The sequence below is a fragment of the Streptomyces sp. NPDC002643 genome, assembly GCF_053592555.1.
The window spans coordinates 28,385-52,980 of record NZ_JBSFVY010000049.1 but is presented as its reverse complement, the minus strand read 5'-3'; the positions used below and the strand labels follow the sequence as shown (position 1 = coordinate 52,980).

The window sequence follows — 24,596 nt, the reverse complement described above, 5'->3', positions numbered from 1 at the left end:
CCGCCGGCAACCGATACACCCCTCCCCCAGCCTCTCAGAATCCCTGCTCACTGGAGATGATTCCCATGGCAACCATGCCCGTGGCCGGTCTGCCCCCTGTCACCGACGACCACGTCGCCGACGTCGTGGTCCGCAATGCCAAGGTCTACACCGGCGACCCGACGCACCCTCAGGTGAGCGCCGTCGCCATCAAGGACGGCAAGGTCACTGTGGTCGGCGACGACGCGGACGTCGCCCCGCTGATCAGCGCCCGGACCCGGGTGGTCGACGCGCTGGGCCGCCGGGTCGTCCCCGGCCTCAACGACTCCCACCTGCACGTCATCCGCGGCGGCCTGAACTACGTGCTGGAACTGCGCTGGGACGGCGTTCCCACGCTGCGTCAGGCGCTGGCGATGCTGCGCGAGCAGGCCGCCCGCACCCCCAAGGGCCAGTGGGTCAGGGTGGTCGGCGGCTGGTCGGCGGACCAGTTCGCCGAGAAGCGCCTGCCCACCCTCGCCGAGCTCAACGCGGCCGCGCCGGACACCCCGGTGTTCGTGCTGCACCTGTACCAGTCCGCGCTGATGAACCGCGCCGCGCTGAAGGCGGCCGGCTACACCAAGGCCACCCCCGACCCGCGGGGCGGTCAGCTCGTGCGCGGCCGTGACGGGGAGCCGACCGGGATGCTCCTGGCCGCGCCCAGCGCCCTGATCCTGTACTCCACCCTCGCCGCGGCACCCACCCTGCAGGGCGAGGACCTCAAGACCTCCACCCGGCACTTCCTGCGCGAGCTGAACCGGTTCGGCCTCACCTCGGCCATCGACGCGGCCGGCGGCTTCCAGAACTTCCCCGACAACTACGGCACCGTCATCGAGCTCGCCAAGGACAAGCAGCTGTCGCTGCGCATCGCCTACCACCTCTTCCCGCAGACGCCGGGACAGGAGATCGACGACCTGCGGCGCTGGATCGACATGGTCCGACCCGGGGACGGCGACGAATGGCTGCGGCTCAACGGCGCCGGAGAGAACCTGACCTGGTCGGCGGCCGACTTCGAGAACTTCACCGAGCCGCGGCCCGAACTCGCGACGGGCTACGAGGAGGGCTTCGAGAAGGCCGTCCGGCTGCTGATGGAGAACGGCTGGGGCTTCCGCCTGCACGCCACCTACGACGAGACGATCCGCCGCGACCTCGACGTCTTCGAGAAGCTCGCGGCCGAGGGCCTGTTCCCCGCCGGGAACCGCTGGCTGTTCGACCACGCCGAGACGGTCTCCCACGACAGCCTCGACCGCATCGCCGCACTCGGCGGCGCCCTGTCGGTCCAAAACCGGATGTCCTTCCAGGGCGAGGCGTTCGTGCGCCGCTACGGCGCCGGAGCCGCCGCGGAGGCGCCGCCAGTACGCGCCATGCTGGACCGCGGACTGACCGTCGGCGCCGGCACGGACGCCACCCGGGTGTCCTCCTACAACCCCTGGGTCGCGCTGCACTGGCTGGTCTCCGGCCGGACCGTCGGCGATCTGACGCTCTATCCGCCGCAGAACCGCGTCAGCCGGGAGACCGCCCTGGCCATGTACACCCAGGCCGGTGCCGAACTCACCGGCGAACAGGACGTCAAGGGCATCCTCAGGCCGGGGTTCTACGGCGACCTCGCCGTCCTGTCCGACGACTTCTTCACCGTCCCGGAACAGGACATCCCGCACATCGAGTCCGTGCTCACCGTCACCGGCGGCCGCATCGTCTACGCCGCGGCCGAGTACGAGGGCCTGGACGAGGCGGTACCGGAGATCAGCCCGGCCTGGAGCCCGGTCGCGCACTACGGCGGCTACCAGGCCACCGTCAAGCCCAGCATCTCGGGCGCACGGCAGGCCGAACTGCTCGGCCAGGCCGTCGCCGAGTCCGAGCAGCACCGGCAGTGGCGTGCGCAGCGCGGCTTCACCCCCGAAGCCCCGACCGAGATCTTCGACACCTGCTTCGCGCTGTAACCCGCTCGAACCCCACCGCTACCGCACCACCTACCCATGCACCGAGGAGTGTGTGATGGACATCGGACTGCTCGTTCTGCGAGTCGCCATCGGCCTGCTGTTCGCCGGGCACGGCATCCAGAAAGTCAGCCACCGCCTCGGAGGTCACGGAATCGAGGGCGGAGCGGCGGAGTTCCGGGCGGACGGGTTCCGCGGCGGCCGCCTCACCGCGGCCGCCGCGGGCCTCGGGCAGATCACCGCGGGCCTGCTGTTCTGTGCAGGAGCGCTGACCCCCCTGGCGGCCACCATCGCGGCGGGCGTCATGACCGTCGCGATCACCGTGAAGTGGCACAACGGACTGTGGGTGCAGCACGACGGCTACGAGTACCCACTCGTCCTGGTGATCCTGCCCGCGGTGCTGACGCTCACCGGGCCCGGCCGTTGGTCGGTCGACCAGGCCCTCGGGCTGCTCGCCTGGTCCCCGTGGTGGACGGTCGCGGCCGTCGGCCTGGGCGTCTTCAGCGGGCTGATGACCCGTGTCATCCTTGGGCGGCCGGGCCTGCATACTGAGTGATGAGGAACAACTGCGCAGTCAAGGCGTTGAGTCTGCCATGGAGAACGAAGCGAGGGGGTCGAAGAGCGTGGTGACGCCGTCCCCTGCCGCCAGCGACGATGGTCGAGGTGTTGGCCAGAGCGTTGATCGCGAACTGCTCGACTGGTGGAAACTGGTGATGCAGGGCTTCCACGCCACACAGGAGTCCCTCGTGAGTGACCTGGCCGAGCGCTTCAACCTCGGCCGGGGCCTCGCCGGCGTACTGCTGCGCCTGCTCGCCGCCCCCGATCAGCGGATGCCGATGACACACCTGGCCTACGAGACAGGCATGTCCAGCGGCGGGTTCACCAAGGTTGCCGACCGACTCTGCGCAGCCGGCCTGGTCCGGCGTGTGGCGTGCAAGGCCGACCGGCGCGTCACGTACCTCGAACTGACCGACGAGGGCGAGGACACGGCCCAGGCGATCTCCCAGGCAGTTACCCAGATGCTCCGCGCCCGAGTGCTCGAGCCCCTCGGGCGCGACGGGTTCAGCAAGCTCGCCGGGTCCATGAGTGCACTACGCAAAGCCAACGACGGCCTCGGGAAGTGACGACGGCACAGCTCACGCTGGGACGCGGGCAATACCGCACGCGCAGGCCCGTGATGGTGCAGTCGGAGCCGGCAGCGCCTGTGCAGTCCCCCCCTGAGATGTGACGAGTACTGACAGCCGGTCAGACGAGTCTTGGCTCACAAGAGAATCCCCGATGATGCCTTTCCCGAAGTACCCGCGAAGTCTCGCCACGTCGGCATCGGAAGACCGTCGCGGCCTGAGATGACGAGACCTATCCCCACCGCTCAGAAGCCATGACTCGCCTCGCGGTAATCGGCCTCATGGCCGGTCGCTTCACCAGACAGACCATTCCGAACTGACGCGACACCTGACTGGGGCCAAGCGCAAATAGCTGGGCCAAATGTCCGGCTGAGGGGCGACGACGTCAGGTTGATGTGCCTGTGTCTCCCAACCCCCTGCCGCCTTCATGCCGTTGGTCGACCGACCCAATGAGCGCCTCGCTGATCTCATGCAACTGCTCCACCTGGGCCGGAGTGAGAAGCTCGAGAAAGCGCGAGCCCACACATGCGAGTTGGAAGGGGGCTGCTGCCTGCAGGGCGTCTTTCCCCGGACCGGTCAGCCTGGCGAGGATGACGCGGTGGCCAGCAGGGTCGGGCGCGCGTTCGACCCAGCCGTTGTCGTGCGCACGATCCACCAGATGGGAGAGCCTGCTCGGCGATATCCCCATGCGCCGAGCCAACTTGCCCAATCCCATTTGTCCCTCAGGAGCTTCCGACAGCCACGCGAGCATCTCGTAGTGGATCTGTCGCATGCCGGTCTCGCGTCGAAATTCCTGCCCGAGTCGCTCGGTGAGCCAGCGTGCCGCACTGCTGAAGGCGCGCATAGGCTGCTGCGGGTCGAGGCTGACCGGTTCGATTCGCTCCACAGGGACTCCTTGAATTCGCTGAGGACGCAGCGCGACTCCACATTATTCCTTTGTTTCAACAAAGCAGACCGGTCGAATCTTCCGCTGCCACCTCAGTACGTGTACGTCTTTTGTGCAGCAGGATGCGCCGATCGTGCAGGAATTCTGCACACTCAGCGGGAACAGCCGACGAACCCAGAAAAGGCTCACCGCCACGCCGTGAACCCTTTTCAACCTGACGATGCATGTTGACGAGTCGAATGTGAAGGGGTTTCCATCACGTGACCGACGACCTGGCAGCCTCAGCCGGGGACTGATGCCTCGGCAGGGGCACCCGGGTGACACCCTGCTCTCTCACTCACCAGCCACAACTGACGCAGTCCGTCAGGTACTCATCGGACGGAAGCGCTGATCTCCTGGGCGGCCTCAAGCAGTAACAGGGCCAGTTCATCGACCCGCCCAGAGGGGAAGCCTGTCGTTGACCGCCGAGACGGGCGTCTTCACGGGGCGCTTCCTGGTGACCGCGACCGGGCACCTCAGCGACGAGAGCCTCCCCACGGTCAGGGCCTGGACGGCTTCACCGACGAGGTGTTCCACTCGGCCCGGTGGAACCACGAGGCCGCGCTGGAAGGCAAGCGGATCGGCGTCGTCGGGCTCCGGGGCCACAGCGACACAGGTGGTGCCCAAGCACGCCGGGACTGCCTCCGAGCTGGTGGTCTTCGAGCGCAACACCCCGTACGTCACCCCGCGTCCGGAGCTGCGCTGCACGGAGACAAAGAGGCGGCTCTTTCACCGGGATCCGGAGGCGATGGCCGCCCACCACTCCAAGGCGGAAGCACTGGGCCATCTCGAACGGCAAGTCGAGGACCCCGCGCTGCGCGCGAACTGACGCCCGACTACGAGATCGGCTGCAAACGCGTCCTGATCTCCGACACCTACTATCCGGCCCCGTCCCGGGACAACGTCACCCTGGAGGCGTCGGCCCTCGACCATGTCGAGGGCGGCAAGGCGAGTTCCGCGGAGGGCACCTCGTACACCTCGACGTACTGGTCTTCTGCACCGGCTTCGAGACCGCCGAGCCGCCCTACGTCCACCTAGTCCACGACGCGGAAGGCATCTGTCTGTCGGACCGCTGGGCCCAGGGCACGGAGGCGTTCGCGTCGACCATGGTCTCCGGCTTCCCCAACCTCTTCATCATCAACGGGCCCAACACCGGCCTCGGCCACAACTCGATCGTCTGCGTCATCAAGGTGCAGATCGACTACATCCTGGGCGCCCCCGGCTGGAGCCGCGCCCACGGCGACCGCGTCCTGGAGGTGTCCGCCGCGGAATAGGAACGCTACGTGGACGAACTCCAGCGGCGCAGCACGGGTACGGTCTGGCGACGGCTGCAAGAACTGGTACATCGATCCGCGAAGCGGCCGCCTGACCCTGATCTGGCCCGACTTCGCGCACGAGTTTCCGGTACCGCAACGGCACGTTCGACCCGGCCCCGTACACGGCGGTCGAAAGCACCACGGCAGTGCAGGCCTGGGCGGCGGCGAGCCCCGCGCAAGGCGTCGGCACAAGCGAGTGGCCGGGCATGCCTTGGACTGGACGGGAGGCGGGAGCCTGCGCCCTGGGCAATGGCCGGCTTGCAGGCAGCAGTCGCAGCACTCGGTGGCGCGCGAGTAAGGCGCGCCGGACCTCGACCTCCCCTGCGGCCGAGGTGCGGTCGCTGTCGATACCGCTGAATCAGCCTGCCGAGATCTCAGCGGTCATCTCCCACATCAGGACTTCCGCGCCGTCGGGACCACCGGTGACGCGCTGCGCCTCCGCGCGCGTGACACGTCCGGCGTCCCCGGTGGACAGCAACCCCACTCCCTCCAGTTCGACGCTGCCGCGGGCGACGAAGAGGTGGACGAAGGGAGCGTTGGCGATCTGAAGCGTCTCGCCGGGACGGATCCGGCCGACGTGCAGGGCGGCGTGCTTCTGGCGGATGCCGATGGCCCGCTGGTCGGCGTGCTTGGACATGCCGGAAGCCAGGGTGGTCCAGCCACCGCGGTCGAGTTCGCCGTTGATGTCGAGCTGTTCGTAGCCGGGACGGATGCCGGCCTCGTCGGGGATCACCCACATCTGGATGAAGTGGACCGGGTCCTGGTGCTCGGGGTCGCCGGTGAAGGTCCAGGAGTCGTTCTTCTCGCTGTGGAGGATGCCCGTTCCGGCGCTCATCCGCTGGGCGAGGCCCGGGTAGATCACACCGGTGTGGCCTTGGGAGTCCTGGTGGACCAGACCGCCCTCGAGCACCCAGGTGATGATCTCCATGTCGCGGTGGGGGTGGGTCTCGAAACCGGTGCCGGGGATGACGACATCGTCGTTCGAGACCATCAGGAGCCCGAAGTGGGTGTTTCTGGGGTCCCAGTGGTGCGCGAAGGAGAAGGAGTGATGGGATTCGAGCCACCCGGCCTGGGTGTGGAAGCGCTCGTCTGCGCGGCGGATGTCGAGGGTCGAAGCCATGAGGGTTTCCTCGCTCTGTGCGGTGGGGCTCTTCCGGAGCCAACATGGTTTAACGTTGAACAACAATCGAGGGTGAGGGCATTCCCGCGGCGGCCCACGCCGAACGCGCAGGAGTTCGCTCACAGGCAGGTAGCACACTCGAGGTCGGGCTCCACACGGACGCCCGCACACGGTTCCCGTCCCACACCGTGATCCGTGCCGGCACCTCGGCCCGGCTCCGCAGGGAGGTGGGACGGCTCAGCGGCTCACGGTGCGGCCCACCGCCCGGCGCCTCGCACGGGTGGGAGGGCCGGGTGTGATTCCGTGTGGGGTCGGTAGACCCGGGCGTCCCGGCTCAGGCCGCGGCCGTCTATGTCTGCGTGTGGAGGTCGAAGAGTTCACGCAGCGCATCCGCGTACTCCTCGCCACCGGGCTCGCCCGCGAGCTGCTTCACCCGCGCGGTCGGGGCATGCAGAAGCTTGCCGACAACACGGCGCACCGTCTGCGTGACTTCGGCGCGCTGCTTGTCGGCCAGGTCCGGAAGGCGTCGCTCCAGGCGGGCGAGCTCGCCGATGACGACTTCCGCCGCCATTGCTCGCAGTGCCACGACTGTCGGGATGATTCGAGCGGCGCGCCGGGCCGCGCGGAACGCGGCGACCTCGGCCGAGACGAGGCTGTGGACCTGGTCCACGTCGGCGGCCGCGGGGGCGTCGGCGGCCGCTGCGGCCAACGTTTCGATGTCGACCAGGCGTGCTCCGTCAATGCTGTGCGCGGCCGCGTCCACGTCGCGCGGCATGGCCAGGTCCAGCAGGTGCAAAGTGCCCCCGTGGCCGACCGGGACCGGGCCCGTTTCCGATGGGGTACCCGGCAGCGTGCGGCGTCCGCCGACGGCCGCCGCCACGTCCGCGGCCGTCAGCACGAGCCCGGTCGCGCCGGTACAGGAGACCACCAGGTCCGCGCGTGCCAGCTCGGCGGGCACCTCGTCCATCGGGACGGCGCGTGTCGTAAGACCGGGGCCGAACTGTGCGGAGAGCATGGCCGTCAGCCGCTGCGCGCGCTCAGGCGTACGGTTGGCGACCGTGACGCGGCCCGCTCCCGCACGGGCGAGCGTGGTTGCCGCGAGCGAGGACATCGAGCCGGCACCGATGACCAGAGCCCGTTTGCCGGCCGCCCATTCCTCGACCGAGGAGCCCTCGGCGAGTTGCTCCAGGCCGAAGGTGACCAACGACTGCCCGGCCCGGTCGATCCCGGTCTCGCTGTGCGCCCGCTTGCCGACCCTCAGTGCCTGCTGAAAGAGGTTGTTGAGAAGGTGCCCGGCCGTGTACAGCTCCTGGCCGGCAGCAAGGGCGTCCTTGATCTGTCCGAGGATGTGCGCTTCACCGACGACCATCGAGTCCAGGCCGCAGGCCACCGAGAACAGATGACGGACCGCTTGATCCTCGTAGTGGACATACAGGTGCGGTGCGAGCTCTTCAAGGTCTACGCCACTGTGCACGGACAGCAGTTCGGACAGCTCCGCGAGGCCGCCGTGGAACTTGTCCACGTCTGCGTAGAGCTCGATGCGGTTGCACGTGGCGAGCATCATGGCCTCGGCGACCGACTCACCGGCAAGCACGTCCTGGAGCAGCTTGGGTTGCGCATCTGGAGTGAGGGCCGCCTGCTCCAGCACGCTTATCGGAGCGCTGCGGTGACTCAGACCAACGACCAGCAGACTCATGCTCGTATCACGACGGGCGCGCGGCCGACCGATCTCCTGATGCCGCCGCCCGCACCCGGCCCCGCGCAGATTCCGGCGGGGCGGTTGGAGAGGCTCCCGACGATGCGACCGGCACTGCACACACTCATGGCTCGCGCCCTCTTCTCAAAACGCCGATCGGGCCTCGTGGAAGGCGAACCGTGACGCCTGTGCCGACTCGGCGGAACGGCCGGGTCGATGCCGCTCCGGTGCCCTCGCTGTCCTGGGTGGGCGGGCTCCGGAGCGGCCACTTGGGGATCAGCGCTCAAGGACGAGGGAGAGGCCCTGTCCGACACCGATGCACAGGGCGGCGATTCCGGTGCCGGATCCCGCCGCGGCGAGCTGGTGAGCTACGGCTCCCGTGAGGCGGGCGCCGGAGGCGCCCAGCGGGTGGCCGATCGCGATCGCGCCTCCGCGCGGGTTGAGGATCCCGGGATCGAGTTCCGGCCACTCCGCGACGCACCCCAGCACCTGTGCGGCGAAGGCCTCGTTCAGCTCCAAGGTGGTCACATCGGCGAAGGTGCGGCCGGCCTTGGCCAGGGCCCGCTTCACCGCTTCGACAGGGCCGAGGCCGAAGTACTGCGGCTCGATGCCGGTGACCGCCGCGGCACTGATCCGGGCCAGTGGCTGGCGCCCGCACGCCTTCACGCCGTCCTCGTCCGCCAGGAGCAGGGCCGCGGCGCCGTCGTTGAGGGGGGAGGCGTTGCCCGCGGTGACGGTGCCGTTCTCAGTGCGGAACGAAGGCTTCAGCCTGGCCATGGCTTCGAGGGAGGGGCTGTCGCGCACGCTCTCGTCCCGGGAGACGAGCACCGGCTCGCCCTTGCGCTGCGGAACCGGAACCGGCACGACCTCCGCCTCGTAGAGTCCGTCCTTCCACGCCTGGGCGGCCTTCTCATGGCTGGCCAGCGCGAAGGCGTCCTGCTGTTCCCGGGTGATGCCGTGCTTGTCGGCGATCAGCTCCGCACTCTCGCCCAGGGGGACGGTCCACTGCGGCGGCATCGCCTGGTTGACCATGCGCCAGCCCAGCGTTGTGGAGTACAACTCGGCATGCGCCGCCGGAAAGGGCCTGTCGCTCTTGGGCAGGACGTAGGGTGCGCGGGTCATCGACTCGACTCCGCCGGCCAGGGCAACGGAGGCATCGCCGAGCGCGATGGCCCGCGCGGCTTGGATAACGGCCTCCAGCCCGGAGGCACACAGACGATTGACCGTGACCCCGGGCACGGTCACCGGAACACCCGCCAGCAGCGCGGCCATGCGGGCCACGTTGCGGTTCTCCTCGCCGGCACCGTTGGCGTTACCGAGGAACACGTCGTCGATCCGGGCCGGATCGAGGTCGGGTGTACGGGCCAGCAGCTCACGAATGGTGTGCGCGGCCAGGTCGTCCGGACGGACGGAGGCAAGGCCGCCACCGTACCTGCCCACCGGAGTGCGGACGGCATCGACGATGTAGACGTCGCGCAGACGGGCGTCGGTCATGGGGCGTCGCTCCTTCCGGCGGCCTTCAGCGCCCGCAGGGCTCTGAGTTCCTCCAGGGTCGGTGGTTCGGTGGTGACGACCTCGTCGGCGACCTTCAGCTCCCAGCCCGTGGCAGCACGCACCTGCTCGACCGTCACCCCGGGGTGGACCTCGGTCAGGAAGAGTTCGGCGGTGGAAGCATCGGGACGCAGGATGCCCAGGTCGGTGATGACGGCGACCGGACCGGCGCCGGGCAGGCCCAGCTTGGCCCGGTCACCGGGGCCGTTGCCGTGGCCGAGGGTCGTCACGAAGTCGATCTTGTTGACGAAGCTGCGGGGGCTGTGGCGCAGCACCATCAGCACCTTGCCGCAGTTGGCGGCGATCTCCGGAGCCCCGCCGGCTCCGGGCAGGCGTATCTCGGGCCGGTCCGGGCCGCGGCTGACGACGGTCGTGTTGATGTTGGCGTAGCGGTCCACCTGGGCGGCACCGAGGAAGCCGACGTCGATCCGGCCGCCCTGCAGCCAGTAGTTGAACATCTCCGGCACGGAGACCACCGCGTCGGCGCTGTCGGCGAGTTCCCCGTCCCCGATGGACAGGGGCAGCCGGGTGGGCTTGGAGCCGATGGTGCCCGATTCGTAGATCAGCACCAGGCCGGGGTTGACCGTGGCGCGAGCGAGGTTGGCTGCGGTGCTGGGCAGTCCGATGCCGACGAAGCAGCTTCTCGCCCCGGCCAGCGCGCGGGAGGCGTTGACCTCCATCAGCTCGTCCCGGCTGAATTCCGTGTTCTCGGTCATCGAGCGACCGCCCCGGCACCGAGCACGTTCTCCTCAAGCCACATCGTGAAGACCTCGCGGTCCCGGGCGATCGGATCCCAGGCCCGGTAGAAGTCGTTGTCGCGCACCGAGTATCCGGCCGCGTACGAGGGGTGGGCACCGCCCGGCACAACGGCGACCGCGTCGATCACCCAGGTGGGCAGGATCACGCCGCCCGGACGGAGCTCAAGTTCGTCCACGACCTCCTCCACGGTCACGAGGGACCGTTTGGCGGCGAGCACGGCCTCCTTCTGCACACCGGTCAGACCCCACAGCTGGACGTTGCCGTGGCGGTCGGCCTGCTGTGCGTGGATCACCGCGACGTCCGGATTGAGAGCGGCGACGGCGGCCAGTTCCTCGCCGGTGAAAGGGCAGACGACGGTGGAGACAGTGTCGGTGCGTTTAGGCAGGTCACTGCCGCGGTAGCCGCGCAGCGTGGCGAACGGCAGCTTCTGTGCGCCGGCGACATAGCGGTTGGCCATGCCGGCGTGGCTGTGCTCGTCCAGTTGCAGCGGGCGCGGCCAGCCGTTCTCCACCGCGTCCCGAAAACGGTGCAGCGAGCCCACTCCGGGGTTGCCCCCCCAGGAGAAGACCAGTTTCCGCACCAGGCCGGCACCGATCAACTGGTCGTAGATCACATCCGGGGTCATCCGGACGAGAGTGAGGTCGGTGATCCGCTGCCGGATGATCTCGTGTGCGGCCGCATACGGGATCAGGTGCGTGAAGCCCTCCATCGCGACGGTGTCCCCGTCGTGGATCAGCTCCGCCACCGCTTCCTGCAGCGTGAGTCGTTTGGCCATCGCTCTTGCCCATCGTTCGCTTGGTGATCATTACTGCCGCTCGGGTTTTGGTCCCGGGCGCGGAGTCGCCTGCTCGGCAACGACTCCTCGGTCCCGCTCACGGTGCGCCCGGCAGAGGCCGCCCATAATGCCGACGGCGATGGGGTGAGCCCTGCCCCACCGCGCCTTGGGGCATCGGCCGTCGCCGTCAGGGGCGTGGCCCAGTCTGCGGCCTCGGTCCGGGCCTCCTGGGCGGCCGAACAACCGTGGGAACGAACTGAGGCCCGGGTGTTCCCGCGTGCGGCTCTCTGTATTGCGGGCCATGGCGCTGCCCGGGTTGTTCAGGATCGTCCCAGAGGAAGCATGGACTGATCCGCCGCTGGATCTCCTGCACGATCTCGCCGCCGCCACTGCACGAAACACGCGGTGGTGCTCTCCGAGCGGGGCAGTTCCGGGCAGCGTTCGCGACCCTCGTTGCGCTCTGGCATCTTCGCGTCAGTCAGGTGCGGTCAGCCGACGACGGCTGAGTCCGGCGACGCTCCTGGAGGTGACTGCGCGTCAGACGACAAGCCCCCAGGGAGAATCCTCCATATCGTGCGCGGCCCGGGCCGGCATGGCATGGCATGGCCGCAACAAGGCGAGCGGGTGCCGCCCCTCCCGAGCAGGGAGGGGCGGCACCCGCGGCGACGCGTTCGCGAAGGACAGGGCGGCAGGCGAACGCGCCACGTGCGGGGTGTCGTCCCAGCTCAGCCAGCGAGGCTGTTCTTGAGGGCTGCGGCGATCTTGACGACGCGTTCGGCCTGGTGGCGGGCGGCGTTGCGCGTCTGGTCCCCGACGGGGTTGGCGCCCTGGGCGTCGACGTGGGAGGTGCCGTAGGGGTTGCCGTCGACGAACTTGACCGGGTCGGTGTAGCCGGGGCTGACGATCAGGCCGCCGAAGTGGTGGATGGAGTTGTAGAGCGCGAGCAGGGTCGACTCCTGGCCGCCGTGGGCGGTGGCGGAGGTGACGAAGCCGCTGTACACCTTGTCCGCCAGCTTGCCCTGGGCCCACAGGCCGCCCAGGACGTCGATGAACTGCTTCAGCTGCGAGGAGACGTTTCCGAAGCGGGTCGGCGTTCCGAAGATCACGGCGTCGGCCCACTCCACGTCGTCCGGGGTGGCGACCGGAATGTCCGCGCTGGCCGCGGCGTGAGCGGCCCAGGCCTCGTTGGCGGAGATGGCAGCCTCAGGGGCGAGCTCGGCGGCCTTGCGCAGTCGCACCTCCGCCCCGGCCTTCTCTGCGGCTTCGGAGATTTCCTTGGCGATCTCGGCGCTGAATCCGGTCGAGGAGTAGTAGACGACGGTCAGCTTGACGGACACGGTTGCGGCCATGAGTGTCTTGATCCCTTGCAGTCGGTGGTTCGTCGACGGGCGGCATGCGAGTGCACACCCGGAGGTTTAGTTGAGCATTGAACTACACTTGGGCGGGTGATACCACCCCCCCGGGGAGACGCGGTTCTTCCGTCCCGAGCGGGGGCGCCCCCGCCGCCCGGAGCCCGAACCGGCCGCAGACGGCCGCCCGCACGGCCCTCCGGCGCCCGCGCCGCCTCGGGCCGCCAGCACCGGCGCCTCTTCCCCCGTCCCGTTTCTTGCGTGATTCGTGCAGCTGCGGCAGCACGATCGTGCAGGAGATCTCCCTCCGGCCTGCCGATACTCCCTGTCAGTCGGGACGTACCGCGCAGGAGCCGCTCGCGAGAAATGACCCATCTGCACCGGCCAGGCCGCCGGGCAGCACGGTCACTTCGCGGGTGCGTCCCGGACATCACGAACAACGGTCGCCGGCCTTCCGGTGAGACCTTCCGCGGCCTTCGCCACGGGCACGGCAACCGCGTTCATGGAAGTTCATCAAGGGAGATGCTCATGACCAACCCATCCACTCGTCCCGGGGAGTCCGAGGTGCCGGGGCACGGTGCTGGGGCACCGGCGGGTACGGCCAGCAGGTCCGCGCGGCGCTACGAGGTGCGCATCGTCTCGCTGCTCGCCGTCGGCTTCGGTCTCGTCGGACTGGACCGCAACATCATCGCCCCGCTGTTCCCCTCGATGGTCGAGGACCTCGGCCTGACCTACCAGGACCTCGGCATCATCAGCGGCGTCCTCGCCCTGTTCTGGGGCGCGTCGTCGATCGTCGCCGGCAACCTCTCCGACCGCATCGGCCGGCGCAAGGTCCTCATCCCCGCCGTGATCGGGTTCTCCCTCATCTGCGGTTTCACCGGTGTCGCGTCCGGCATGGGCATGCTGCTGGTGCTGCGCGCCGCCATGGGGGTGTTCGAGGGCGCTTACACGCCGACGAGCATCGCGCACACCTCGGAGTCGTCGACGCCGTCCCGCCGCGGCTTCAACATGGGCCTGCAGCAGAGCCTGTTCGCCCTGCTCGGGCTCGGCGTCGGCCCGATCATCGCCACCCAGCTGCTGGTCGTGCTGCCGAGCTGGCGCTGGGTCTTCTGTCTCGTGGCGCTGCCCGGGTTCGTCGTCGCCTTCCTGCTCTACCGGACCCTGCGGGAGCCCGAGCACACGGCCGCGGCGAACCGGCGGCGCAAGGCCGAGCGGACCGCTGCCACCCGGGCGCAGCGCCCGTCGATGCGCGCGGTCTTCGGCGAGCGCAACGTCGTCCTGGCCACGGCCATGCTGTTCGGCAACTTCTCCTGCGTCTTCGTCATGATCACTCTCATGCCGAGCTACCTCACCGACCATCTCGGCCTGTCCGCCACCGACATGGGATTCGTCCTGTCGGCCTTCGGGTTCGGCGGGTTCATCGGCTACATCGCCCTGCCGGCGCTGTCCGACCGGCTGGGCCGCAAGCCCGTCCTGGCCGTGGCCTTCGTCATAGGCATCGCCGCGCTCGTCGTCTTCCGCACCCTCGGCGCGAACCTGCCGGCCCTCTTCGTGGTGCTGTTCGTCGCCGCCGTCTGCGAGTTCGGTGCCCTGTGCCTGCTGGCCGGCCCCGTGGTCACCGAGGCCGTACCGGCCACCCTGGTCGCCTCCGCGGCAGGTCTGCCGATCGGCATCGGCGAGATCACCGGCGGCGGGCTCACCCCGGTCATCGGCGGGTTCATGGCCCAGCACTTCGGGATCCAGTCCATCGTCTTCGTCGCGATCGTCGGCCTCGCGATCAGTCTGACGATGTCGCTGTTCCTGCGGGAGACGGCGCCCGTGCGGACCAGGGCCCGAAGCGACGAGGCGGCGGCCCGCCCGGTCACCGCCGCAGCCAGCGCGGGGTGACCACTCCCGGCAACAGACACCACGGCCGGTTCGACTCAGTCGAACCGGCCACGTGTCCTGTCCGGGCACACCCCGCCAGACCCACCTCCCGCAGGACGGCGCCCGCTGTCCCCCCGGCCGATCCGACCGCCGGGCCGGCCCGTCCGGCGGCCGCCCGGCCCCGGCCGTGGCCTCCACCCGGCCCCGGATCCGGCGGGCCGCGACCGGCCCGGCCGCAAGCCGCAACCGCACGTCCACGACTGCACGCCCGGAACTACAAGCGCAACTGATCGATCATCGATCATCCTCTCTCGCAGGAGCACATCATGCAGACCGGTGAACCTGACATCCAGGGCACGACCGCCGACGGGTTCGCCGCGGTCGCCGACGCCTTCGCGGCCAACTTCGCGCAGCGCGGCGAGCGCGGCGCGGCCCTCGCCGTCTACCAGGACGGCCGGCTGGTGGCCGACCTGTGGGGTGGAACCGCCGACGCCGACACTCCCGATGGTCGCGGCAGGCCGTGGACCCGCGACACCGCGCAGATTCTGCGCTCCGCCACCAAGGGCATAGCCGTCACCGTCCTGCTGCTGCTCGCCGACCGCGGCTGCGTCGACCCGGACGCTCCCGTATGCGACTACTGGCCGGAGTTCGCGGCCGCGGGCAAGGACCGCATCACCGTGCGCCAACTGCTCTCCCACCAGGCCGGGCTGGCCGCACTCGATGCCCCGCTCACCGTCGCGCAGGCCGCGGACCAGATCACCGGCCCGGCGGCCATCGCTGCGCAGCAGCCGCTCTGGGAGCCCGGCACCGCGCACGGCTACCACGCCCAGACCTTCAGCTGGCTGCTCGGCGAACTGGTCCGCAGGGTGGACGGCCGCTCACTCGGCACCGTACTGGCCGAAGACCTCACCGACCTGCTCGGCCTCGACCTGTGGATCGGCCTGCCCGCGGACCGCCAGCACAGGGTTGGCCGGATCGCCGCCGCCCAGCCCCCTCAGGCGGAAACCGGATCGCCGCGCACGCGCCCTCGCGCGAGCATCGCCGCGGCCTACGCCGACCCTGCGTCTTTGACCCGCCGCGCTTTCGGCACCGTCTCGCCCTCCCCGGACGAGAACGAACCCACGTGGCGCGCCGCGGAGCTGCCCGCCTCCAACGGCGTCGCCACCGCACGGGGACTCGCCGGGTTCTACGCCGCGCTGAGCGAGGGGCGGATCCTGACCCGGCACATGCTGGCCGAAGCGCGCACCGAGCAGACCGCCGGGCCGGACAGGGTACTGCTCGCCAGAACGCGCTTCGGCCTGGGGTACATGCTCCACGGCCCCGCCTCGCCCATGACGTCGCCCGCCGCCTTCGGGCATCCCGGGCGCGGTGGGTCACTCGCGTTCGCCGACCCCGACCTGGGCCTCGCGTTCGCCTACGTCACCAACGGCATGCAGCCCACCGTCACCAGCGACCCCCGCGCCCAGGCACTCGTCCACGCCGTGCGCGAGGCTGCAGCCCGTCCCCGCTTTCCGGCAGGGGCATGACATGCAGGATCGGGTATGGCCCGGCCGGCGTGCCGGAGGCAGCCCCTCCCCCGTCGCCACGTGCGCGGCTCCGCGACGGCTTGCGGCCTCCGAGGCCGACCTGGCTCCCCCTTGTCCATGATCCAGCGGGGCGTCGGCCTCGAAGACATCGGCAGACCGCTCATGACGCGCTTGAGCTCCGGCTTGCGCCAGCGGCCTTCGAGAGTTGACCCGGACAGCTCCGGCCGGCGTCCGGACCGTCCCGGAACCCGAAGATCCCGCCGGACCGGCTCAACCGGACGAAATCCCGTCTCCGGCGGGGCCTTCCGTCGGCTTCCTGCCGCGGGCACGGCACGCAGCGTTCGCCGGTGTTCCGGGGGCAGTCCTCGCCGTCCTCGGGCGGGGTGCCGGATCCACCGTGGGCAGTGTCTCCCCGCGGCCCATGGGAAGCCCCGCCCCCGACAGAGGCCATCTGCTGTGGACCGGCGAGCCGGGACAGCCGATGCCCGTGCCCGAGGTGCCGGGCACGGCGGGCGGGCGTGTCGGCGGGGCGCAGCGCGGTGACGGCGGCGGCCGGCGGATTGACGGCCGGTGCCACCAGGCCGGCGTTGATGTTGCGGTGGGGCCGTGGCCGGTGAAGACCGGCACGAGGTCCAGGGCGATTCCCCACGACAAGGCCGCTGACCGCCGCTGCCAGCGGCAGCGCCAGCAGGACCATGGGCAGCAGTTGGGCCTTCCCCTCGCAGGAGAGAACCGACAGCCGCACCGGCGCGTCGGGGAACACCTACGTCACGCCGGGCGCCGACAGACCGGCCACGAGAGCGACCAGCCGGGCCGGCTGACGCTGCCGGGAGGCGGTGCGCGGATGGGCGCCAAGCGCCGAAGGCCGGCACAGCGGGCGGGCTTTCCCCAGGTCAGCGAGTACCGGCGGAGCACATGCCGGCGATAGCGCATACCGGGTAGCAGCCGTTGCGCCGCAGGCCGCACCTGTCCATAGCTCATCTGCGGGACAGCGACGGGCATGCCCTCCGGTCCGCGCGCGCGACGCAGCACCTTCGTGATCCTCACGACCGGGGCAGACGCGATCATCGCCGCCCACTCCGCCGGGCTCGCCTCGCGGGCCAGACCGACGACCACCAGCGTGCCGCCGGGCCGCAGCAACTCGCGCATCGGGGTCAGGGCGGCCTCGAAGTCCATGTGGTGGATCGTGGTCACCGAACAGATGAAGTCGTAGCCGTCGGCCGGGAGGCCAGCCGTGAGGAAGTCGCCTTCGATGAAGGTGAGTTGCTGGTAGCCGACAGCAAGTTCGCGTGCGCAGGCGATCATCTCGGGCGGTTCGTCGATCCCTGTGACGCGCTTGCCCCGCTCGGCGAGCTTCCGCGCCAGCAGACCGTCCCCGCAGCCGACGTCCAACGCGTCGCCGCAGCCTGCGGGAACGGCGCGGAGGATGCCCGGATGCCGGGCGACGTCAGTGCTCCAGTACGGCTTCGGGTCGGCCTGGTGCATCGGATGATCGTAGGGGCATGGCCGAGGCCTCCGGATATGCACGGCGGATTCACGGTTCTCCCGAAGAACCGTCTTCCCCATGGGGAGCCGTGCATGACCGTCGGCACCGGGCACCGGGCACCGGGCACCGGGCACCGGGCACCGGGGCAAGAGGACTGTCCTACCGGCACGTCACAGGACCGGGCTCACGCCCCTGCGGGTCAGGCCGCCTCCCCCAGCAGTCCGCACAGCTCATCGTCCAGATTGAGCAGCCGCCCTTCCTGGCCTTCCGGAACCATCTGGTGGATCCGCTCCAGCCACCGCTCCACGGTGGTCAGGGGAGCACGTAGCAGTGCCCGTCCACTGGGGGAGGACAAGGCCAGGCACAGGACACGTCGCCGTCCTTCACGGGCCGGCCAGATTCTCACGTCGCCGTCCCCGGCCGACTTGACGGTGCCCAGCGCCAGCAGGTCGCGGGCGAATACCCAGGTGACCCGGGTGCCAGGGCCGGTGTCGATGTCGACGTAGACGGCGTAGGGGTCATGCGGGCTGTACCACAGGCGAGTGGTCACACCGGCGCTGATGTCCGGTGAGACCACCAGGCGCATCGCGCACTCCTGCTCGACGAAGATCTCCATGGCCTTGCTTCTCTCTGTGGGCCACGACTGGCCCAGGACCCTGCTGAAGGCAGGCATAGCGGTCCACGAGGCCTGTTCATCACCCGCGCGCAGTGTCGGCTGTGCCGCCGGCTGTTGCCGGGAGCGGGGCCGGACTTCTCCGACTGCCGATGGTCACGTGTTCCGGCTATACCGCCAAGCTCGGACTGGCTCCGGATTCCACAGCGGCTCTCCTGCGACACGGCCCGGTCGGCGCTGATCCAGCTGCGCCGCGGTCGTCCTGTGCGAATCCGGCGTGACGACACTACGCCGATTTAATTTAATACTGAACCATCTTTGGTGTGGTGTATGCCATGCCTCGGCCATGGGCTCCAGGGAATTTCCGCCCTCCCCGGTCAGTGGCCGCGCCGCAGGCGAAGACGCGTCCGGACGCCGGCCGGCGGGCAACGCGGGAAGACCCGTCTGCCCCCGTGCCCGGGCAGGGCCCGATCGTGCGGTGGTGGCCGTTCGGACAGCGCCTCTTCGTCGTCATCGGCCGTTGAAACAGCGGTGCACGCGTACCGTGTCACGGTCCGCGTGCACCCCAGAAGCGGTCGCCGAAACCCTGCCGGGCGGCGAACAGGGCTCAGCCCTGGCCGTACAGCCTCGGCAGTTCGGCATCGACGTTGATCCACACCGATTTGGCCTCGGTGTACTCGTGCATGGCCTCGAAACCCATCTCACGGCCGTACCCAGACCGGCCCACACCGCCGAACGGCGAGCCGGGGCTCACCCGCTTGTAGGAGTTGACCCACACCATGCCAGAGCGCAGGTCCCGGGCGACCTTGTGGGCGCGGGAGAGGTCACGGGTCCACAGCCCGCCGCCGAGGCCGTAGTCGACCGCGTTGGCCAGTTGCAGTGCCTCCTCGTCGGTCCCGAACCGATGCACCGCCACGACGGGTCCGAAGACCTCCTCCCGGGCCACCCGGTGCGCCGGATCGGCTGCGATCACGGTGGGCTCCAGGTAGCAGCCGTCGGCGAACTCCGGGCCTTCGGGCGCCTTGCCGCCGGTGAGGATCTCGTCCCCCTCGGCGCGTGCCACGTCCATGTACGTGAGGACACGGTCGCGGTGCATGGTCGAGGTGAGCGGGCCCATCTGCGTCGCGGGGTCCTTGGGGTCGCCCAGGCGCACGGAGCGGGCCAGCGCGGTGAACCGGTCCAGGAATTCATCGGCGATCGACTCGTGCAGGATCAGCCTGCTGCCGGCGATGCATGCCTGCCCCTGGTTGTGGAAGATGGCGAAGGCCGAGCCCTGCACCGCGGCATCGAGGTCGGCGTCGCCGTACACGATGTTGGCGCCCTTGCCGCCCAGTTCCAGTTGCACCCGCTTGAGCGTGTCGGCCGCGTCCCTCGCGATGCTCTGGCCGACGGCCGTCGACCCGGTGAAGGAGATCTTGCCGATCCCGGGGTGTTCGACGATGCGGGCGCCGGCGGTCGCCCCGTATCCGGTGACGATGTTCACCACGCCGGGAGGGAAACCGACCTCGCCCATCAGTTCGACCACCCGCAGGGTCGACAGCGGGGTGAGCTCGGACTGCTTGAGCACCACCGTGTTGCCCGCCGCGAGCGCCGGGCCGAGCTTCCAGCTGGTGAACATGAGCGGGAAGTTCCACGGCACGATCTGCCCGACCACCCCGACGGGTTCGCGGCCGACGTAGTTGAGGAAGCCGCGCTCGACCGGGATCACCGAGCCCTGCACCTTGTCCGCGATGCCGCCGAAGTAGCGAAACGTGGCCGCCGTGCGCGGGACGTCCAGGTTGCGGGTGTCGCGGATCGGGTGGCCGGTGTCGCGGGTCTCCAGCAGCGCCAGTTCATCGGCGTGTTCCTCGATGGCGTCGGCGAGCCTGAGCAGCAGCCGGCCTCGCTGCTCGGCCGACAGATGCCGCCAGCCGTCGAACGCCTTGGCGGCGGCGTCCACCGCCCGGTCCACGTCGGCGGCGCGCGCCTCGGCCACCTGGGCGAGCAGGCCGCCGTCATGCGGGTCGTACACATCGATGGTGGCGCCGTCGATACCGTCGACGAACTCGCCGCCGATGAAGAGCTTGGTCTGCACAGTGTTCTCTCTCCACGGTGGATCGGGGCGTGCCACGCGGCACCGACACCGCATGGCACGCCCCGGGAACGGGGGTCAGAAGTCGATCGGGTACGTCGGCGTCTTGCCGCTCGCGATCAGGTCCGGCAGGTCGGGGTTGGCGTTCTCCCAGACCAGCAGCATCGACCGCTTGGGCGAGTAGCCCTGGTGGCGGATGTCGGCCGGCATCGCGGAGACATCGCCGGCCTTCATGACCACGCGGGCCCGCACCGCACCGCTGTCGCGGTCCTCGACCTCCCAGGTGATCTCGTCGGAGAGCTGGATGAACCACTCGACCCGGTCGTTGCCGTGGATGATCGGCAGGATGTACTCCTCGGTGGTCGGGCAGAACAGCGAGTTCTTGCACGCGCTGGCCACCGACGGGTTCCACGTCACGTCCGACCGGGAGAGGTAGGCGAACAGGTTGAAGGAGGACACCTCACCCTCGAAGCCTTCCTCGGCCTCCACCAGCGGCTCTTCCTGGTCCACGTCGGCGAGCATCCGGTTCACCGGGTAGCCGTTGGCGTCCGTGCGCAGCGGCGCGTCACCGGGCAGGCCCACCATGCGCTCCGCGGTGACCCGCTCCCGGCGGACCGCCTTGGTGTTGTCGCCGTTCTTGATCCCGAACGCCGACCCGGTCTCGTGGGGAGAGGCGAACGGGTCGAACGTCTCGTTGGTCCAGTCGTCCAGGATGGACGTGAACGTCTCCCGGATCAGCGGGGTCTCGACGGTCTCGCTGAAGTCCAGCTCGGCCTTGCGGTAGGCGTCGTTGTAGCGGCCCGCGAAGACGTCGACCTTGCCGTAGTGGTTGACGGTGCCGAAGACCCCGTCGAAGTTGACGGTGCCGTAGAAGAAGTCCCACGCGATGTCACGCTGCATCGCGCGCAGGAAGGAGTCCACGCTCATCATGTGGCTGCCGGTGGGCCAGGTGATGTAGGCGAAGTACTCGTCCCTGCGGAAGTGGAACTGGCCGAGGGTGTAGTCGCGGTAGCCCACCTCGTTGGGCTGGGACGCGATGACGGTGGGTTCGGCGGTCGTGGTCATGGTCGGATCTCTCCCGGTGTGTGGAAAGGCTGCTGGCTCAGAGCGACTGGGCGATCTCGGCCCAGCGGTACTGGGTGTCCGGACCGGCGATGGTCTGCTGCAGGATCACGCTCGCGCGCTCGGCCGAGAAGCGGTACGCCGCACCGGCCGGCAGCAGTGTCATGTGGCCTCGGCGGGCCACGACGCGTCCCATGCGGCGGCCGGCCGGCTCCTCGGCCAGCGCAACCGAGCCCTCGGCGTCGGCCGGCAGCGGGCTCTGGTCCAGCTTGACCAGGGTGATCTCCACCGTGCCGTCCATCACCAGGGCGAACTCGTCGTGCGAAGCCGTGCGCCACTCGCTGGTGCCCTCGGCGCGGATCGCCTCCAGGACGTACTCCATGTTCTTGCCGACGGCGATCTTCTCGTACGGCTTCGCGTTGCTCGCCACCTCGAACACGTTCGAGAAGGCGTAGTGGCGCGGATCGTCGTTGACGATCTCGACGCCACCCTTCTCGTAATTCTCCAGGGAGCCGAATCGCGTGACGTACGACGACTTTTCCATACCTTTGAGAGCTGACACGCCCGGTACCTCACTTCACTTCAGCAGGCGAGTTCACGCCTAACAATTTATCGCGTCAAAGCGAACGCCTAGATTTGCGATTGCAAAATCATCCCCGCGTGATTAGCCGCGCTCCGGAACTCAGGTGGCCCGGGAGTTGCGCCAGGTCGGCTGCGCCGTTTCGGCCGGCTCAGGCGTTGCCCGGAACCGGTCTGGGATGTGGGTCAAGCGGCCTCACCGGAGGTGGCACCTTCCGGCAAGGCGGAGCAAGGGGGTTCCCGCATGAGGCCCTCCAGGGTGCGCGGCTCTGGGCGCCGACTTGGCGGGGGGGCGCCGCTGCGACACGAGTATGCGCAGCGCCACACGAGGGGTCCTGCACAATCCCGCCCCCGCGTCTGCATGAAAACCGCAAGTGCGGAAAGCGGGCCGTCACAGGCTTGTCACGCGACTGTCACGCGGCCGTCCGCGGGGCCGGGCCGGCGCGCCGTGCGCGGGCACCGGGACACCCGCACCGCCGACGGGCCGGGGTGCCTTCGGCCGTGCCCGCGCCCGTGGCGAAGGGCCGGGAGGAGTCCAATACGGTCCGGCGGCGCCAGGCGGGGGTGCGGGAAGCCGCGCGAGGGGCTCCGGCGGTGCCGCGGCCGGTTGCCACGGCATTTCCGGTACGGCACTCAGCGCGAGCGGGCGTGCAGCAGCGGCGTCGGCCCGACCGCTACCGCACGCAGCTGGGCGAGCAGGTCGGCGGCGTCCTGCTCGTCGGCGAGCGTTGCCCGCAGGGTGTCGGCGCCCGCGCGGGCGAGCCCGAGTGCCTGCTCCTGGGCGTGCTCGAGGGTGCCGAAAAGACCGGCGATCCGCGGATGACGGGGGCCGGAGAGCGCGTCGTCGCGTTGCGCGCGCGCCTCGGCCTCGCTCATGGTGCGGCCGATGGAGACCGTGAGGGCGACGGAGAGCACCGGGGAGCGCTCCCGGACGCCGCGGCGCCCGGACGCGTCGGCCAGCGCCTTCAGCGCCGTTTCCCGGTCCGCGGCCTGTTCGGCGGGGACCACGTGGCCTGCGGCCTCCTCGTCGTACCAGGGCACGAAGGCCCGTCGGCGCCACTGGTCCGGCCCGCCGAGGGCGGCGACCAGGCGGTCCCGGAGCGCTGCCGGGGCGTGGATCTCCAGCAGCAGGTCGCGGCTGTCGCGCAGTGCCGTAAGGCGCCGTATCACGGACTCGGGGTCGCCGCTGAGGACGAGTCCCACCCGGCCCGGCCGTGCGCTCAGCGCCAGGGCGGCCGTGTCCGGCAGGGCGGCGCCTTCCGGGACGGGCAGCCAGAGGTACCGGAAGCCGAGGCGGGCCGCGAGCCGTGCGGTGTGCAGCAGACGCTCGGTGCCCTGCTGTGACCGCAAGGTCAGCCCCAGGTCCAGGAGGGTGTCCGGCACTGTCATTTATAACTCCCATCAATTACTATCCATGACATGGATCTTAACGATCGGAAATCTAACACCATCCCTTTGCCACCGTCCACGGCGGCAGGAATTGTTGTTGCTTTCTGTGGTGGCCTGCGCGCTGCGGGTGTTTCCGTATCGACGGGAGAAACGATCGACGCCGTCGCCGCCCTGGCGGCAGTGGATTCCTCACGGCGCAACCTGGTGCGGGCGGCGCTGCGGGCCGCCCTGCTCAAGACCGACACGCATGACCGGGTCTTCGACCGGCTCTTCGAGACGTTCTTCCCCGCGTCGCGCGCCGGGCGGCGGGAAGCGGGGCCGGACCGGGCCGGCGGCAGCCATCAGCCCGGTGCAGAGGATCTGCGGGGCCAGCTCGCCGAGGCCCTGCGCCACGGGGACGACGACTCGGTCTCCGTCGCGCTCGAGGACGCGGTGGAACAGTGGGCGGGCATCGGCGATCAGGCGGCCGGCAGCGAGCGGCACCATCTGCAGCGCGTGCTGCGCCGTCTGGACCTCGGCCGGGTGCTCCAGCAGCTCATGCGCAACTCCGCGGACCGGACCGAGCTGGAGCGGCACCTCGACAACGCGGAAGCCCACGCACAGCTCGAGGAAGTGCTGCGCATGCTGAAACAGCTCCTCCGTGAGCGCCTGCAGGACTCGGGAGATCACGAGGCCGTGCCCCAGCCTCACACGCACGGGCTGCAGGACGTGCCCGTCATGGACGCGTCGCCGGACGAGCTGGCCGCGCTGCGCGCTGCCGTACGGCCGCTCGCCCGGCGTATCGCCAGCAGGCTGGGACGGCGGCGGCAGCGCGGCCGCGGGCATCTCGACGTGCGGCGCACCATTCGCGACAGCATGGGCTCCGGCGGTGTCCCGCTGACGCCGCGGATGCGGCGGCGGCATCCGTCCAAGCCCGATCTGGTGGTGCTGTGCGACGTCTCCGGATCCGTCGCCCGCTTCGCGCCCTTCACGCTGTCACTGCTGCACGCGCTGCATGGGGAGTTCGGTCGGGTGCGGTCGTGGGTGTTCATCGACGGCATCGTCGAGGTCACCGACTTGCTCCAGACCGCACCCGGCGTGGTCGACGCCCCTCACCTGCTGGGGCGGCGCGGCCTGGTCGCCGCCGACGGCCGCAGCGACTACGGCCGCGCCTTCGAGGAACATCTGCGGCGCTGGCCGGACGTCGTCACGGGAAAGACCACCGTGCTGGTGATCGGCGACGCGCGCACCCACGACCGCGCGCCCGCGCTCGCGCAGACCAAGGAGCTGCACCGGCTCAGCCGGCGTCTCTACTGGTTCAATCCGGAACCCCGTCCCGAATGGGACACCGGCGACTCCAGGCTGTCGCAGTACGCCGCGCACACCACCAGGGTCTTCGAGGTGTCGACGCTGCGCCAGCTCGGCGACGCAGTCACTCACATCGCCGTCTGACCGTGA

21 protein-coding genes are annotated in these 24,596 nt (G+C 69.8%); 8 read left to right on the top strand and 13 right to left on the bottom strand.

Annotated features, from left to right (window positions below; all coding sequences use genetic code 11):
• Positions 1-65: 65 nt before the first annotated feature.
• From ACWD4G_RS41830 to ACWD4G_RS41820, 3 genes are read left to right on the top strand one after another with little or no spacing between them, the layout of a single operon-like run.
• Positions 66-1,955 (top strand): amidohydrolase, encoded by a 1,890-nt coding sequence (locus tag ACWD4G_RS41830; protein WP_451303277.1) that lies wholly within the window; start codon positions 66-68, stop codon positions 1,953-1,955.
• Between the two features lie 55 nt (positions 1,956-2,010).
• The gene (locus ACWD4G_RS41825) at positions 2,011-2,508 is read left to right on the top strand and encodes a DoxX family protein (RefSeq protein WP_451303275.1); all 498 of its coding nucleotides are present in this window, start codon (positions 2,011-2,013) and stop codon (positions 2,506-2,508) included.
• Positions 2,509-2,545: 37 nt separating this feature from the next.
• On the top strand, positions 2,546-3,076 hold the full coding sequence (locus ACWD4G_RS41820; RefSeq protein WP_451303273.1) for a MarR family winged helix-turn-helix transcriptional regulator: 531 nt from the start codon (positions 2,546-2,548) through the stop codon (positions 3,074-3,076).
• 385 nt (positions 3,077-3,461) lie between these two features.
• Here ACWD4G_RS41820 and ACWD4G_RS41815 read toward each other — a convergent pair whose 3' ends face one another.
• Complete coding sequence (locus tag ACWD4G_RS41815; RefSeq protein WP_451303271.1) at positions 3,462-3,962, bottom strand: MarR family winged helix-turn-helix transcriptional regulator; 501 nt, start codon at positions 3,960-3,962, stop codon at positions 3,462-3,464.
• A 655-nt stretch (positions 3,963-4,617) separates the two neighbouring features.
• Here ACWD4G_RS41815 and ACWD4G_RS41810 point away from each other — a divergent pair.
• Both ACWD4G_RS41810 and ACWD4G_RS41805 read left to right on the top strand, forming a co-directional pair.
• Entirely contained in the window at positions 4,618-4,830 is a 213-nt protein-coding gene (locus tag ACWD4G_RS41810; RefSeq protein ID WP_451303269.1) for a hypothetical protein, read from the top strand.
• A gap of 277 nt (positions 4,831-5,107) precedes the next feature.
• The gene (locus ACWD4G_RS41805; RefSeq protein ID WP_451303267.1) at positions 5,108-5,275 is read left to right on the top strand and encodes a hypothetical protein; all 168 of its coding nucleotides are present in this window, start codon (positions 5,108-5,110) and stop codon (positions 5,273-5,275) included.
• 400 nt (positions 5,276-5,675) lie between these two features.
• On the opposite strand, the gene ACWD4G_RS41800 is transcribed toward ACWD4G_RS41805, so the two are convergent.
• The 6 genes from ACWD4G_RS41800 to wrbA all read right to left on the bottom strand — a co-directional run bounded on the left by ACWD4G_RS41800 (position 5,676) and on the right by wrbA (position 12,567).
• Entirely contained in the window at positions 5,676-6,437 is a 762-nt protein-coding gene (locus tag ACWD4G_RS41800; protein WP_451303265.1) for a pirin family protein, read from the bottom strand.
• Positions 6,438-6,786: 349 nt separating this feature from the next.
• Positions 6,787-8,133 (bottom strand): glutamyl-tRNA reductase, encoded by a 1,347-nt coding sequence (locus ACWD4G_RS41795; RefSeq protein WP_451303263.1) that lies wholly within the window; start codon positions 8,131-8,133, stop codon positions 6,787-6,789.
• 276 nt (positions 8,134-8,409) lie between these two features.
• Positions 8,410-9,612, bottom strand: coding sequence for a thiolase family protein (locus ACWD4G_RS41790; RefSeq protein ID WP_451303297.1), 1,203 nt, complete (start codon positions 9,610-9,612; stop codon positions 8,410-8,412).
• 11 nt (positions 9,613-9,623) lie between these two features.
• The gene (locus ACWD4G_RS41785) at positions 9,624-10,400 is read right to left on the bottom strand and encodes a CoA-transferase subunit beta (RefSeq protein ID WP_451303261.1); all 777 of its coding nucleotides are present in this window, start codon (positions 10,398-10,400) and stop codon (positions 9,624-9,626) included.
• Positions 10,397-11,218 (bottom strand): CoA transferase subunit A, encoded by an 822-nt coding sequence (locus ACWD4G_RS41780; protein ID WP_451303259.1) that lies wholly within the window; start codon positions 11,216-11,218, stop codon positions 10,397-10,399. The genes ACWD4G_RS41785 and ACWD4G_RS41780 overlap by 4 nt, the downstream gene beginning before the upstream one ends.
• 725 nt (positions 11,219-11,943) lie before the next feature.
• Positions 11,944-12,567 carry an NAD(P)H:quinone oxidoreductase gene (gene wrbA, locus ACWD4G_RS41775; protein WP_451303257.1) on the bottom strand — a complete coding sequence of 208 codons (624 nt, stop codon included), beginning with the start codon at positions 12,565-12,567 and terminating at the stop codon, positions 11,944-11,946.
• A 528-nt stretch (positions 12,568-13,095) separates the two neighbouring features.
• Between wrbA and ACWD4G_RS41770 the strand changes: the two genes are divergently transcribed.
• Entirely contained in the window at positions 13,096-14,454 is a 1,359-nt protein-coding gene (locus ACWD4G_RS41770) for an MFS transporter (protein ID WP_451303255.1), read from the top strand.
• Between the two features lie 305 nt (positions 14,455-14,759).
• A complete protein-coding gene (locus ACWD4G_RS41765) occupies positions 14,760-15,959 on the top strand; it encodes a serine hydrolase domain-containing protein (protein WP_451303253.1) in 1,200 nt (399 codons plus the stop codon).
• A 768-nt stretch (positions 15,960-16,727) separates the two neighbouring features.
• Here ACWD4G_RS41765 and ACWD4G_RS41760 read toward each other — a convergent pair.
• The 6 genes from ACWD4G_RS41760 to ACWD4G_RS41735 form a co-directional block, all read right to left on the bottom strand.
• Positions 16,728-17,444, bottom strand: coding sequence for a class I SAM-dependent methyltransferase (locus tag ACWD4G_RS41760; RefSeq protein ID WP_451303251.1), 717 nt, complete (start codon positions 17,442-17,444; stop codon positions 16,728-16,730).
• A gap of 200 nt (positions 17,445-17,644) precedes the next feature.
• A complete protein-coding gene (locus ACWD4G_RS41755) occupies positions 17,645-18,061 on the bottom strand; it encodes an SsgA family sporulation/cell division regulator (protein ID WP_451303249.1) in 417 nt (138 codons plus the stop codon).
• Between the two features lie 604 nt (positions 18,062-18,665).
• On the bottom strand, positions 18,666-20,132 hold the full coding sequence (locus tag ACWD4G_RS41750; protein WP_451303247.1) for an aldehyde dehydrogenase family protein: 1,467 nt from the start codon (positions 20,130-20,132) through the stop codon (positions 18,666-18,668).
• A gap of 75 nt (positions 20,133-20,207) precedes the next feature.
• A complete protein-coding gene (locus tag ACWD4G_RS41745) occupies positions 20,208-21,194 on the bottom strand; it encodes a hypothetical protein (RefSeq protein ID WP_451303245.1) in 987 nt (328 codons plus the stop codon).
• 37 nt (positions 21,195-21,231) lie between these two features.
• Positions 21,232-21,753 carry a hypothetical protein gene (locus ACWD4G_RS41740; protein WP_451303243.1) on the bottom strand — a complete coding sequence of 174 codons (522 nt, stop codon included), beginning with the start codon at positions 21,751-21,753 and terminating at the stop codon, positions 21,232-21,234.
• Between the two features lie 650 nt (positions 21,754-22,403).
• Positions 22,404-23,159, bottom strand: coding sequence for a hypothetical protein (locus tag ACWD4G_RS41735; RefSeq protein ID WP_451303241.1), 756 nt, complete (start codon positions 23,157-23,159; stop codon positions 22,404-22,406).
• A gap of 30 nt (positions 23,160-23,189) precedes the next feature.
• On the opposite strand from ACWD4G_RS41735, the gene ACWD4G_RS41730 reads away from it, so the two are divergent.
• Positions 23,190-24,590 (top strand): VWA domain-containing protein, encoded by a 1,401-nt coding sequence (locus tag ACWD4G_RS41730; protein WP_451303239.1) that lies wholly within the window; start codon positions 23,190-23,192, stop codon positions 24,588-24,590.
• Positions 24,591-24,596: the final 6 nt, after the last annotated feature.

What these genes read in the sequence shown, in the direction of transcription:
- ACWD4G_RS41830 (WP_451303277.1), top strand. Translation starts at nt 66, where the DNA reads ATGGCAACCATGCCCGTGGCCGGTCTGCCCCCTGTCACCGACGACCAC.
- ACWD4G_RS41825 (WP_451303275.1), top strand. Translation starts at nt 2,011, where the DNA reads ATGGACATCGGACTGCTCGTTCTGCGAGTCGCCATCGGCCTGCTGTTC.
- ACWD4G_RS41820 (WP_451303273.1), top strand. Translation starts at nt 2,546, where the DNA reads ATGGAGAACGAAGCGAGGGGGTCGAAGAGCGTGGTGACGCCGTCCCCT.
- ACWD4G_RS41805 (WP_451303267.1), top strand. Translation starts at nt 5,108, where the DNA reads ATGGTCTCCGGCTTCCCCAACCTCTTCATCATCAACGGGCCCAACACC.
- ACWD4G_RS41800 (WP_451303265.1), bottom strand. Translation starts at nt 6,437, where the DNA reads ATGGCTTCGACCCTCGACATCCGCCGCGCAGACGAGCGCTTCCACACC.
- ACWD4G_RS41795 (WP_451303263.1), bottom strand. Translation starts at nt 8,133, where the DNA reads ATGAGTCTGCTGGTCGTTGGTCTGAGTCACCGCAGCGCTCCGATAAGC.
- ACWD4G_RS41785 (WP_451303261.1), bottom strand. Translation starts at nt 10,400, where the DNA reads ATGACCGAGAACACGGAATTCAGCCGGGACGAGCTGATGGAGGTCAAC.
- ACWD4G_RS41780 (WP_451303259.1), bottom strand. Translation starts at nt 11,218, where the DNA reads ATGGCCAAACGACTCACGCTGCAGGAAGCGGTGGCGGAGCTGATCCAC.
- wrbA (WP_451303257.1), bottom strand. Translation starts at nt 12,567, where the DNA reads ATGGCCGCAACCGTGTCCGTCAAGCTGACCGTCGTCTACTACTCCTCG.
- ACWD4G_RS41770 (WP_451303255.1), top strand. Translation starts at nt 13,096, where the DNA reads ATGACCAACCCATCCACTCGTCCCGGGGAGTCCGAGGTGCCGGGGCAC.
- ACWD4G_RS41765 (WP_451303253.1), top strand. Translation starts at nt 14,760, where the DNA reads ATGCAGACCGGTGAACCTGACATCCAGGGCACGACCGCCGACGGGTTC.
- ACWD4G_RS41760 (WP_451303251.1), bottom strand. Translation starts at nt 17,444, where the DNA reads ATGCACCAGGCCGACCCGAAGCCGTACTGGAGCACTGACGTCGCCCGG.
- ACWD4G_RS41755 (WP_451303249.1), bottom strand. Translation starts at nt 18,061, where the DNA reads ATGGAGATCTTCGTCGAGCAGGAGTGCGCGATGCGCCTGGTGGTCTCA.
- ACWD4G_RS41745 (WP_451303245.1), bottom strand. Translation starts at nt 21,194, where the DNA reads ATGACCACGACCGCCGAACCCACCGTCATCGCGTCCCAGCCCAACGAG.
- ACWD4G_RS41735 (WP_451303241.1), bottom strand. Translation starts at nt 23,159, where the DNA reads ATGACAGTGCCGGACACCCTCCTGGACCTGGGGCTGACCTTGCGGTCA.
- ACWD4G_RS41730 (WP_451303239.1), top strand. Translation starts at nt 23,190, where the DNA reads ATGGATCTTAACGATCGGAAATCTAACACCATCCCTTTGCCACCGTCC.